Below are 12199 nucleotides of genomic sequence, written 5' to 3'. Positions count from 1 at the left end.
TCAGTAGTTCAGCGAATCAAAGTCCGCCGAGCCGCCCGCCAGCGACAGGCTGACCTGGTTCGGCGCACAGATGGCCGTGGCACCGGAGCGCGTCAGCCAGCCCTGGCGCACACAGTACTGACGCGGACCGGGGTCTTCGGCAACGCGCGCACGACCCGGCTCGATCTCGATGCGCGTGGTGCCGAGCGGCCCCGGCACCTCGATGAACTGCGCGCTCGACAGCGAAGCCTCCGCGAAGACCTGCCCACCGGCGCGCACGACTACCTTGTCGGGTGCACCGCCCCGCCACAACAGCAGCATCGAGGCCACGCACACCGTCGCGGCCAGCGCCAGCGCCGGGTAGTCACCCGGACGCATCAGCGCACGCCACTCGGCGGTCAGCGCAAACTTCACTTGCCCGCCGCCTTGCGCTGCTCGATGGAGCGGTGACGTACCTGCACCTGAACCTGGTCGTGGAATTCCCGCGCCAGACGCTCGGCCAGATACACCGAACGATGCTGGCCTCCGGTACAGCCGATGGCCACGGTGAGATAGCTGCGGTTGTCGCGCACGAAGCTCGGCAACCAGTCGGCAACGAAGCGGCGGATATCCTCGGCCATGCGGTTGACGTCGGGCACCTGCGACAGGAAATCGATGACCGGCTGGTCCTGTCCAGTGAGCGGGCGCAGCACCGGGTCGTAGTGCGGGTTGGGCAGGCTGCGTACGTCGAACACCAGATCGGCGTCGAGAGGAATACCGAACTTGAAGCCGAAGGACTGGAACAGCAGCGTCAGCCCGTCGGCGGCAGCAACGCCGACAAAATCCTTGATCCAGGCGCGCAGCGTGTTCGGCAGCAGATCGCTGGTATCGAAGTTGTGCGCCATCTCGGCAATCTCGGCCAGCGCGGCGCGCTCGTGATGGATGGCCTCGGCCAGCGTCACCGCGTCACTCGCCAGCGGATGGCGACGGCGGGTTTCGGAAAAACGTGCGATCAGCGTCTCGTCGCGCGAATTGAGAAACAGCAGGCGCAGGTCGGACACCAGCTTGCGCGTGCGCTCGACCAAATCAGGCAACTCGCCGATGCTCGCGCCCGAGCGCATGTCCACCGCAACCGCCACGCGCATCTGACCGGCCTCCCGCAGATGCTCCACGAGTTGCGGCAGCAGCCGCGCTGGCAGGTTGTCGACGGCGAAATAGCCGGAATCCTCCAGCGCCTTGAGCACCACCGATTTGCCCGACCCGGACAGTCCGCTGATCAGTACGACCTGCATCGCCCCCTCCGTTTCACTGCGCCGGCTCCTCGGCCGACGCGCTGCCGGTATCACCGGCCTGTGTGCCGTAGATCTCGTCCGTGCTGCGCCCGCAGCCCAGGCACAGCCCCTGCTCCCAGTCGATGTCGCACAGCCCGATGCAGCCCGGATCGCCCTGTTCGCTCATGGGCGCCCCCGTTTGGCCCGACGGACTTCCACGGCCTCCAGCACACGCAGCCGGTCGCCGGTTTCGAGCCCGCTCCAGGCACAGATCTCGTTCAGCGTGCGCAAGCAGCCCACACACAGGCCCGAGGCCTCGTCGATGCAGCATTGCCGCACACACGGCGATGGAACGCTCGCGGCTTCAGCCGGCGGAGTCGGCACGCCGCCCGGGTTTGCGTCGGGACGCTTCAGTTCGCGCATTGCGCCCCCTCGCGCCGCGCAAGCAGCGCCGACGCCACGCGTGAAGCCGGCTTGCGACCCAGTTCGGCATTGATCCACGCGGCGGTATCGACCAAGCGATCCAGATCGACACCGGTTTCGATGCCCAGCCCGTGCAACAGCCACAACACGTCCTCGGTCGCCACGTTGCCGGTGGCTCCGGGTGCATAAGGACAACCACCCAGTCCGCCGACCGAAGCGTCGAACACCGCCACACCAGCCTCCAGCGACACCAGGATGTTGGCAATCGCCATGCCCCAGGTGTCGTGATAGTGGCCCGCCAGCCGGTCGGCCGGCACCACGCGCAGCACGGCTTCAAGCATGGCGCGCACCGTGGCCGGGTTGCCGCTGCCGATGGTGTCGCCGAGCGAGACCTCGTAACAGCCCATGCCGATCAGCCGCGCCGCGACATCGGCCACGGCCTGCGGCGCTACCGCGCCTTCCAGCGGACAGCCGACCACGCAGGAGATGTAGCCGCGCACCGGCACGCCCGCCTCGCGCGCGGCGGCCATCACCGGCTCGAAGCGCGCCAGTGACTCGGCTACGCTGCAATTGATGTTGCGCTGACTGAAGGCTTCCGACGCGGCAGCAAACACCGCAACCTCATCCACGCCGGCCGCCAGCGCCGCCTCAAAGCCCTTCAGGTTCGGCGTCAGCGCCGCATGGCGCACACCGGCGCGACGCGCGGCATTGACCCGGGCCATGACTTCGGCCGCATCAGCCATCTGCGGCACCCACTTGGGCGACACAAAGGCCGTGGTCTCGATCGACATCAGGCCGGCATCGGCCAGCCGCGCGACGAGTTCGGCCTTGGTGCCGGCCGACACCGGCTGTTGCTCGTTCTGCAGGCCGTCACGCGGACCGACCTCGACGATGCGCACACGCTGCGGGAGCATGGCGCTCAGAAACCGCCGGTTTCGAGCCAGCGCTCGATCTGCGGCAGGCGGTCAGCACCCCAGAACGGTTCGCCGTCGATGACGACGAAGGGCGAGCCGAATACGTTGCCGGCAATCGCCGCCTCGCACACCTCGCGCAGATGGGTCTTCACCGTGTCGTCCGCCGTCGCACCGGCCACCGCCTCGCGCGCGATGTCGAGCCTCTCGCCGATGTCGGCCAGCACGTCGACCGAAGTGATGTCACGCCCCTCGACAAAAAAGGCGCGATACACCGCCAGCGCGAAGTCGCGCGCCAGCTGCGGGTTGCGCGCGGCCAGCCAGTAAAACACGCGGCAGGCCTGATGCGCCGACACCGCGAAGGACTCCGGCAGGGCCAGCGGCAGCTCCAGAAAACGCGCGCTGCGCTCCAGATCACGACGCGCATACGGCCCCTTCATCGGGTGCGAAGGCAGCGGCTGACCGCCGGTATGTTTGAACACCGCACCCAGCAGGAAGGGGCGCCACTGCACTTCGCGGCCGTGCTTGGCGGCCAGTGCGTCAATGCGTTCGGCCATGAGGTAGCCGTAGGGGGACGAAAAGTCGAACCAGAAATCGATGGGGGCGCTCATCGCGCTGCTCTCCTGAAGGGGTTGTGGCAGGCCGACAGTGTGCCATTTCGCCCCGTCCGGGGCCATCGCGCTACCATTCGGCCAGTCTGAACCCGACCGGAACACCGCATCGTGAGCCTCGAATACCCCTTCGACGACATCCCTGAGCCCGGCCGCCCGCAGCCGGTTGCGCCCGGCGTGGCCTGGCTGCGCATGCCACTGCCCTTCGCGCTCGATCACATCAACCTGTGGCTGCTCGACGACGGCGACGATGTCGTCATCGTCGACACCGGTTTCGGCACGCCCGAAACGCAGGCGCTGTGGGAGCAGGTGCTGACCGCCGACGGGCGACGCGTATCGCGCGTGGTGGTGACGCACTTCCACCCCGACCACCTCGGTCTGGCGCAGTGGCTCGCCGCGCGCGAGCAAGCCCCCGTGCTGATGACCGAGGCCGAGTACCTCGCCGCACGCGCTGTATGGCATGCCGTACCGGGCCATGCAGCGGCCGACATGGTCGGTTTCTTCCGGCGTCACGGGCTGGACGACGCACGGCTGGCGGCGCTGAGCGCACGCGGCAACACCTACGCACGCGGCGTGCCGGAACTGCCGCGCGAACATCGCCGCATGTTCGCCGGTGAGCGCCTGGATATCGGCGGAAACGCCTGGGAGGTCATCGTCGGCCACGGCCACTCGCCCGAGCACGCCAGCCTGTACTGCGCCGCACTCGATCTGCTGATTTCAGGCGACATGCTGCTGCCGCGCATCTCGACCAACGTCAGCGTGCACGCGGCCAGCCCGGACGACGATTCGCTAGGTCACTTCCTGACTTCGCTGCAGCGCATCATAAACTTGCCCGAAAACACGCTCGTGCTACCATCACACGGCAAGCCTTTCCGCGGAATACGTGAGCGGGTCGATGAACTCCAGGCACATCACGCGGATCGCTGCAGCGCACTAATCGCGGCTCTGGACGAGCCCATGAGTGCCGCCGAACTGCTGCCGGTACTGTTCCGGCGCGAACTCGACAACCATCAGGTGATGTTCGCAATGGGTGAGGCAATCGCTCACCTCAACCACCTGCAGGAGCGCGGTGAAGCACGCCGCGTCGAGGGGGCAGACGGCAGCATCCGGTTCGCGCGCACCCGCTGACCAACAGGAGTACCGCAGATGGCCGCCAATCCCCAGCAGGACCCCGTCACCCCGCCCGATCCGGCGGAGATCGCCGCCAGCTACGCCGAAGTTGCGCAACGCGCCGCAGCACTGATGCAGGAACACCTGCAGCGCCAGATGAAGAACGGCATCCAGCCCGCCAGCGACGAGCTGGGGGTGGCGCAGGCCTTCAGCGACATGATGACGCGCATGATGGCCAACCCCTATGCCGTCATGCAGGCTCAGATGAAGCTCGCCAGCGACTACATGATGCTGTGGCAGAGCTCGATGATGCGCATGATGGGCGCTGCGGTAGACCCCGTCGCCACGCCCGACAAAGGCGACAAGCGCTTCAAGGACGAACAGTGGCAGGACCACTTCCTGTTCGACTTCATCAAGCAGTCCTACCTGCTGACCGCACGCCACATTCACGACAGCGTTGCGAGCGTCGAGGGCCTGGACGAGCAGACGCAGAAGAAGGTCGAGTTCTTCACGCGCCAGTATGTGGACGCGCTGAGCCCTTCGAACTTCGCCATGACCAACCCCGAAGTGCTGCGCGAAACCGTTGCCAGCCGTGGCCAGAACCTGGTGCGCGGCCTCAACAACCTGCTCAGCGACATCGAGCGCGGTGACGGTGCGCTGCGCATCCGCATGACCGACACCGAGGCCTTCGAGCTCGGCAGGAACGTCGCCACATCACCGGGCAAGGTGGTGTTCCAGAACCAGCTGATGCAGCTCGTGCAATACGCGCCGAGCACCGACAAGGTGCTCAAGCGCCCGCTGCTGATCGTGCCGCCGTGGATCAACAAGTTCTACATCCTCGACCTGCGCGAGAAGAATTCCTACATCAAGTGGTGCGTCGATCAGGGCCACACGGTGTTCGTGATCTCGTGGGTCAACCCCGATGAGAAACTCGCCCAGCTCGGTTTCGACGCCTACCTGCGTGACGGCGTGCTGGCCGCACTCGACGCCATCGAAGCGCAGACCGGCGAGAAGCAGGTCAACGCCGTCGGCTACTGCCTGGGCGGCACGCTGCTGGCCACCGCACTGGCCTGGCTCACCGCCAAGCGCCAGAAGCGCATCGCCGCCGCGACCTTCCTGACCACCCTGACCGACTTCTCCGAACCTGGCGAACTGGGCGTGTTCATCGACGAACAACAGGTTTCGGCGCTCGAGAAAAAGATGAGCGAGCGTGGCTACCTCGAAGGCTCGGAGATGGCGACCACCTTCAACATGCTGCGCTCCAACGACCTGATCTGGTCCTTCGTGGTGAACAACTACCTGATGGGCAAGGATCCGTTCCCGTTCGATCTGCTGTACTGGAACTCGGACTCCACCCGCCTGCCGGCCAAGATGCACAGCTTCTACCTGCGCAACATGTACCTGAAGAACTGCCTCATCGAACCGGGCGGCATCGAACTCGACGGCGTCAAGATCGACCTCGCGAAGATCAAGACCCCGGCCTACTTCATCTCCACGGTCGAAGACCACATCGCGCCGTGGAAGAGCACCTACACCGGCGCCCGCCACTTCGGCGGCCCGGTGCGCTTCGTGCTCGGAGGCTCCGGCCACATCGCAGGCATCGTCAACCCGCCGGTGGCCAACAAATACTGCTACTGGACGGGCGCCGACGAATCGATGCCGGAAAGCCCCGACGACTGGCAGGCTGCCGCCGTGGCCCAGGCCGGCTCGTGGTGGAACGACTGGCAGGCCTGGATCACCGCCCAGGATGGCGCACAGACCGCCGCCCGCGACCCAGCCACCGGCCCGCTTGACGCCATCGAGGATGCCCCCGGCAGCTACGTCAAGCAGCGCCTCGATACCGCCCCCAAGGCCGCTGCGTGAGCGCTGGCAGCACCCGCGTGGTCCTCGACACCAACACCGTGATGGCACTGTGGTGGTGGCAGGACCCGAAACTGGCCCCCCTCGCCCGCGCCCTCGACGCGGGCGTTTTTCAGCCTATCGCGCGGGCAGACACACTCTACGAGTTCGCCCATGTGCTGGCCTACCGCCAGTTCGGCGTGCCGCCTCAACGTCAGGCCGAGTTGCTCGCCGCCTATGAGGCGCGCTGTTCGCCGTGCGCCGCTCCATCCGGGGAGCCGGCGTTGCTGCCGCGCTGTCGGGATGCGGACGATCAAAAATTCCTCGAAGTCGCGCGCGACGCAGGGGCCTCGTTGCTGATCAGCCGCGACAAGGCGCTGTTGCGGGTCGATCGGCACAGTCTGGTGCGGGGGATGTTCCGGGTTCGGACGCCGGAGGCGGTGTGTGCGGAGTTGGGCGCTTCGAGCGCCTGATCTGTGCGACGAAGCCAGGATCGGCCCGAGTTCGTGGCTCAAGCCTCGACCGACCGGGATTTCGCCCAGGCGGGCGACCTTCTTTCTTGTAGTGCAACAAGAAAGAAGGCAAAGAAGTGCACCCTCCTCGCCGCCCCTTCGGGGTCCCTTCGCTACGAGCACTCCCGGCGGCCGGCCTTGCGAACTCGCTGCCGCTCAAACAGCAAGGCCGGAAGGCCCCGCCGGGAGCACTCTCCGCTCAGCGGCTCAGAAGGGAGGGGTAAACACGACGTGATCTGCCGTAGCCGCCAATCCTTTGTTCGGGAGGCTCAGCGCGCGACCTACCCCCTCTGGCTCGCCGAGTGCAGGGTGGTTTCGCCGGGGATGTCCGGTCCTGCTGTCTGAGCGAAGCGAGTTCAGGACCGGCCGGTGAAAGCACCCGGAGCGAGGGAACCGGCGCAGCCGGCGAGGCGGTGGGGCACGCTTCTTTGTTTCCTTTCTTGTCGTGCGACAAGAAAGGAAGTCGCCCGCCGGGGCGAGTCCCGGCCGGTCAAGGCCCAAGACACCGACTCCCGCCCAACAACCGACAGCAGCCGGTTACCGGTTGCCGCCCGGCAAGCCCCTCACCCATACTGACTCCATCGAAATCCCGATGGAGTACCGCAATGCGCGTCGGCATCCCCCGCGAGATCAAGAACCACGAATACCGAGTCGGCCTTGCACCGGCCGGCGTGAGTGAGCTCGTCGCGCACGGCCACGAAGTCATCGTCGAAACCGGCGCCGGACTCGGCATCGGTGCCGATGACTCGGCCTATGCAAAGGCCGGCGCGCGCATCGCGGACACGGCCCTCGAAGTCTTCGACAGTGCCGAGCTGATCATCAAGGTCAAGGAGCCGCAGGCACAGGAGCGCCAGTGGCTGCGCGCCGGACAGATGCTGTTCACCTACCTGCATCTGGCGCCCGACTCGGCACAGGCGCGCGATCTGCTCGCCAGCCGCGTCACGGCCATCGCCTATGAAACCGTCACCGGACCGGGCGGCGCACTGCCGCTGCTTGCGCCGATGTCGGAAATCGCCGGGCGCATGAGCATCCAGGCCGGCGCGCACTGCCTGGAGAAAGCCTCTGGAGGGCGCGGAGTATTGCTCGGCGGCGCCGCTGGCGTGGAACCCGGGCAGGTCGTGGTGCTGGGCGCGGGAATGGTCGGGCTCAATGCCACCGAGGTGGCGCTGGGCATGGGCGCGCGCGTGACCGTGATCGACCGCAGCATCGACGCCCTGCGCCGCGTCGGCGAGCGTTTCGAGCGCCGCGCGACGACGCTGCATTCGAACCACGAGGCCATCACACGGGCGCTGATGTCGGCCGATCTTGTGATCGGTGGCGTGCTGATTCCGGGCGCCTCGGCGCCGAAACTGGTGACGCGCGAGATGGTGGCCGGCATGGCGCCGGGCAGCGTCATCGTGGATGTAGCCATCGACCAGGGCGGGTGCTGCGAGACCTCACGGCCGACCACGCACGACGACCCGACCTACGTTGAAGAAGGCGTGATTCACTACTGCGTGGCCAACATGCCCGGCGCAGTGGCACGCACTGCCACGCAGGCACTCAACGCCGCCACACTGCCGCATGTGCTGGCGCTGGCCAACAAGGGCTGGCGTCGTGCCTGCGCCGACGATCCACATCTGGCGGCCGGGCTCAACGCGCACGACGGCAACATCACCCATGCGCAAGTCGCTCATGCTTTAGGCATGGCGATGGGCTCGCCAGCGTGAAGCGACAAGCGGCCATGCTGGCGGCTTGAGGCAAACGGGGTTATCTTCTGACAATGGTTTTTCCGGGGCGCAGCTTTGAGAACAGCCCCACACTTTGACCCGACAGGAGAGCGAGCATGAAGCAATTCACCGCACTGGCCGCAGCACTAGCCGTCGTTGGCAGCCTTTCGGCCAGCCCCGTTGTTGCACAGCAGAAATTCGTCACCATCGGCACCGGCGGCGTCACCGGCGTGTATTACGCAGCGGGGGGCGCGATCTGCCGCCTGATGAACGCCGGCCGCAAGGAACACGGCATCCGCTGTTCGGTCGAGAGCACCGGCGGCTCGGTCTACAACCTCAACACGCTGCGCGCCGGCGAGCTGGATTTCGGTGTGGCCCAGTCCGACTGGCAGTACCACGCGTACGAAGGCTCCAGCAGCTTCAAGGATGCCGGCGCCAACAAGGACCTGCGTGCGGTGTTCTCGCTGCACCCCGAGCCGTTCACGGTGGCGGTGCGCCCGGATGCCGGCGTGACGAAGTTCGAGGATCTGAAGGGCAAGCGCTTCAACGTCGGCAACCCCGGCTCCGGTACGCGCGCCTCGCTAGACCTGCTGCTGGCCGAGATGGGCTGGGGCATTGATGCCTTCTCGCTGGCGTCCGAACTGCGCCCGGACGAGCACGGCGCGGCGCTGTGCGACAACCGCATCGACGGCTTTTTCTACGGCGTCGGCCACCCGTCGGCCAACATCCAGGATCCGACCACCACCTGCGGCGCCAAGCTGGTACCGCTGACCGGCAAGGCCGTCGACAAACTGGTGGCCGAGCGCCCCTTCTACGCCAAGGTCGAGATCCCGGGCGGGCTGTACAACGCCAACCCGAATGCCACACCCACCTATGGGGTGCTGGCAACCTTCGTGACGTCGGCCTCGACGTCCGATGACGTGGTCTACACCATGGTCAAGGCGGTGTTCGAGAACTTCGAGGACTTCAAGAAGCTGCACCCGGCCTTCGCCCACCTCAAGGCCGAGGACATGATCAAGAACGGTCTGTCAGCTCCGCTGCACGATGGCGCGATGAAGTACTACAAGGAAAAGGGCTGGATGTAAGTCCGCCGCCGCGCCGGCCCGCGCCGGCGCACGCAGTACGACACGAGAACGGCGGCGGTTGATTCCGCCGCCGTTTTCATTGAACGCCCCGAGCACGGAGAGACACGACCATGGCCGACCCGAGCACGCGCGCCACCGCTCATGAACTGAACGAGGATGAACTGCGCCACATCGTTGCCGAAGCCGATACCGGCGGGCGACGGCCGACCGGCATGGCCGAATCGCTGCTGGTGGCGGTGGCGCTGGCGTGGTCGCTGTTTCAGTTGTGGGTGGCCTCGCCGCTACCCTTCTCGCTCGGCGTGCTGGTGTTCAACGACACCGAAGTGCGTTCCATCCACCTCGCCTTCGCCTGCTTTCTGGCGTTCGCCGCCTACCCGGCCCTGAAGAGTTCGCCGCGTGAATACGTTCCGGTCGCTGACTGGCTGCTCGGGCTGGCTGCGGCCTTCTGCGCCGGCTATCTGTTCCTGTTCTACAGCGAGCTGTCGACGCGCCCAGGCCTGCCGACGACCTTCGACCTGATCGCGTCCGTAGCCGGGCTGACCCTGTTGCTCGAAGCCGCGCGCCGTGCGCTGGGCCTGCCGATGGTGATCCTGGCCGTGGTGTTCATGGTGTACATCTTCTTCGGCCCTTATATGCCGGACATGATTGCGCACCGCGGCGCTTCGCTGAACAAGGGCATGAGCCACCTGTGGCTCGGCACGGAAGGCGTGTTCGGCGTGGCCGTGGGTGTATCGGCCGGCTTCATCTTCTTGTTCGTGCTGTTTGGCGCACTGCTGGAAACCGCCGGCGCCGGCAACTACTTCATCAAGTCGGCCATCGCGCTGCTGGGCCATCTGCGCGGCGGCCCGGCCAAGGCCGCAGTGGTGGCCTCGGCCGCGACGGGCCTGATCTCCGGCTCGTCGATTGCCAACGTGGTGACCACCGGCACCTTCACGATCCCGTTGATCAAGAAAGTCGGCTATCGCGCCGACAAGGCCGCCGCGGTGGAAGTGGCCTCCTCGGTCAATGGCCAGCTGATGCCGCCGGTGATGGGCGCGGCGGCCTTCCTGATGGTCGAGTACGTCGGCATCCCGTACACCGAGGTGCTCAAGCACGCCATCGTGCCGGCGTTGATTTCGTACATCGCGCTGTTCTACATCGTGCACCTGGAGGCCATGAAGGCCGACCTGCAGGGCCTGCCGCGGCGCGAGGAGCTGCTGCTGAAGAACGTCTTCGTGTCCACCACGCTGACCCTCTCGGGGCTGATCATCCTGGCCGCCGTCGTGTATTGGGGCTTCGGCTGGATCAAGAATGCAGCGGGCGACGCCTCCGCGCTGATCATCGGACTGGTCCTGCTCGCGGGCTATGTCGGGGTGATCGGCTATTCGGCGCGCTATCCCGAACTGCACATGGACGACCCAAACGCGCCCATCGAATACCTGCCCGAAATCGGGCCGACGCTCAAGTCCGGCCTGCACTTCCTGCTGCCGGTCGCAGCGCTGATCTGGAACCTGATGGTCGAGCAACTCTCGCCGGCACTGTCGGCCTTCTGGGCAACGCTGTTCCTGATCTTCATCCTGGTCACGCAGCGCCCGCTGTTCGCGCTGTTCCGCAAACAGGGCAACACGGTCGACGCCATACGCCAGGGCCTCACCGATCTGTTCAACGGGCTCGTCACCGGCGCGCGCAACATGATCGCCATTGCGATTGCCACGTCGGCCGCCGGCATCATCGTCGGCACCGTGACGCTGACCGGCATCGGCCTGGTCATGACCGAACTGGTCGAAGTGCTGTCCGGCGGCAATCTGATGGTCATGCTGGTGCTGGTGGCGCTGATCTGCCTGGTGCTCGGCATGGGCCTGCCGACCACCGCCAACTACATCGTGGTGTCGTCGCTGATGGCGCCGGTGATCGTCGCACTCGGCGCGCAGAACGGCCTGCTCGTGCCGCTCATCGCGGTGCACCTGTTCGTGTTCTATTTCGGTCTGATGGCCGACGTCACACCCCCAGTGGGGCTGGCGTCCTATGCCGCGGCCGGTATCGCCAACAGCAACCCGATCCGCACCGGCCTGACCGCCTTTGGCTACAGCGCACGCACGGCCATCCTGCCGTTCATGTTCATCTTCAACACCGAACTGCTGCTGATCGGCATCACCAGCTGGTGGCACCTGGCCCTGACCATCTCGATGGCCACCATCGCCAGCCTCACTTTCGCTGCCGGCACGCAGGGCTGGTTCCTGACGCGCAACCGCTGGCATGAAGCGGCCCTGCTAGTGCTCATCACCTTCAGCCTGTTCCGCCCGGGTTTCTGGATGGATCAGCTCTACCCGCCCTACGACGAACTGCCGCCGACCGAGCTGAACCGTCTGGTCGAACAGGCTCCGCCGAACACCAGTCTGCGCCTGTGGGTCGAAGGCCTGTCGATCGAGGGCAGCGAGATCTCGCGCGGCGTGCTGCTGCCGCTGGGCGAGCCGGCAGCCAGCGCACGCGAACGACTCGGCACGGCCGGTCTGGGCGTGATGGATTTTGCCGGCAAGGTACAGGTGTCGATGGTGCGCTTCGGCAGCACCGCGGAGCGTCTGGGGATGGAGCAAGGCTTCGAGATCACGCGCATCGAAGTGCCGGCCGAAGAACGTCCGAGCAAGGACTGGATCTACCTGCCGACGCTGGCGCTGCTGGCGCTGGTGATGTGGCTGCAGTGGTCAAGGGCTCGACGCAAGCACGCACCCGCAACACGCTGAGCCGCAAGGCAAACGAGCGCGCCGACCGGACAAGCAACCCGGTCGGCGCC

General features: G+C 66.3%; 12 protein-coding genes. 6 read left to right on the top strand and 6 right to left on the bottom strand.

All coding sequences use genetic code 11. The features are described from left to right. From AC6H0R_RS08385 to AC6H0R_RS08360, 6 genes are read right to left on the bottom strand one after another with little or no spacing between them, the layout of a single operon-like run. Entirely contained in the window at positions 1-357 is a 357-nt protein-coding gene (locus tag AC6H0R_RS08385; protein ID WP_497580976.1) for a NusG domain II-containing protein, read from the bottom strand. Between the two features lie 32 nt (positions 358-389). After that, a complete protein-coding gene (gene rapZ, locus AC6H0R_RS08380; protein ID WP_497580906.1) occupies positions 390-1250 on the bottom strand; it encodes an RNase adapter RapZ in 861 nt (286 codons plus the stop codon). 13 nt (positions 1251-1263) lie between these two features. Beyond that, positions 1264-1416, bottom strand: a complete 153-nt coding sequence (locus AC6H0R_RS08375; RefSeq protein WP_497580905.1) for a DUF1289 domain-containing protein — start codon at positions 1414-1416, stop codon at positions 1264-1266. Continuing rightward, on the bottom strand, positions 1413-1652 hold the full coding sequence (locus AC6H0R_RS08370) for a DUF1289 domain-containing protein (protein ID WP_497580904.1): 240 nt from the start codon (positions 1650-1652) through the stop codon (positions 1413-1415). Before AC6H0R_RS08370 ends, AC6H0R_RS08375 begins: the two co-directional genes overlap by 4 nt. Beyond that, positions 1640-2566: a hydroxymethylglutaryl-CoA lyase gene (locus tag AC6H0R_RS08365; protein ID WP_497580903.1), complete on the bottom strand. Its 927-nt coding sequence runs from the start codon at positions 2564-2566 to the stop codon at positions 1640-1642. Before AC6H0R_RS08365 ends, AC6H0R_RS08370 begins: the two co-directional genes overlap by 13 nt. A 5-nt stretch (positions 2567-2571) precedes the next feature. Further along, complete coding sequence (locus tag AC6H0R_RS08360; protein WP_497580902.1) at positions 2572-3174, bottom strand: 2-hydroxychromene-2-carboxylate isomerase; 603 nt, start codon at positions 3172-3174, stop codon at positions 2572-2574. A gap of 108 nt (positions 3175-3282) precedes the next feature. Between AC6H0R_RS08360 and AC6H0R_RS08355 the strand changes: the two genes are divergently transcribed. The 6 genes from AC6H0R_RS08355 to AC6H0R_RS08330 all read left to right on the top strand — a co-directional run bounded on the left by AC6H0R_RS08355 (position 3283) and on the right by AC6H0R_RS08330 (position 12149). Further along, entirely contained in the window at positions 3283-4302 is a 1020-nt protein-coding gene (locus tag AC6H0R_RS08355) for an MBL fold metallo-hydrolase (protein ID WP_497580975.1), read from the top strand. Between the two features lie 18 nt (positions 4303-4320). Then, positions 4321-6147: a PHA/PHB synthase family protein gene (locus tag AC6H0R_RS08350; protein ID WP_497580901.1), complete on the top strand. Its 1827-nt coding sequence runs from the start codon at positions 4321-4323 to the stop codon at positions 6145-6147. Continuing rightward, positions 6144-6596, top strand: a complete 453-nt coding sequence (locus AC6H0R_RS08345; RefSeq protein WP_497580900.1) for a putative toxin-antitoxin system toxin component, PIN family — start codon at positions 6144-6146, stop codon at positions 6594-6596. Before AC6H0R_RS08350 ends, AC6H0R_RS08345 begins: the two co-directional genes overlap by 4 nt. A 644-nt stretch (positions 6597-7240) precedes the next feature. Continuing rightward, positions 7241-8344 (top strand): alanine dehydrogenase, encoded by a 1104-nt coding sequence (ald, locus tag AC6H0R_RS08340; RefSeq protein WP_497580899.1) that lies wholly within the window; start codon positions 7241-7243, stop codon positions 8342-8344. Between the two features lie 116 nt (positions 8345-8460). Then, positions 8461-9429, top strand: a complete 969-nt coding sequence (locus AC6H0R_RS08335; protein ID WP_497580898.1) for a TAXI family TRAP transporter solute-binding subunit — start codon at positions 8461-8463, stop codon at positions 9427-9429. A 110-nt stretch (positions 9430-9539) separates the two neighbouring features. Further along, positions 9540-12149 carry a TRAP transporter permease gene (locus AC6H0R_RS08330; protein ID WP_497580897.1) on the top strand — a complete coding sequence of 870 codons (2610 nt, stop codon included), beginning with the start codon at positions 9540-9542 and terminating at the stop codon, positions 12147-12149. Positions 12150-12199: the final 50 nt, after the last annotated feature.

It is taken from the genome of Pseudazoarcus sp. NS36, from assembly GCF_059703705.1.
The sequence above is the reverse complement of the archived record's forward strand: the minus strand, read 5'-3'. Positions and strand labels throughout refer to the sequence as shown.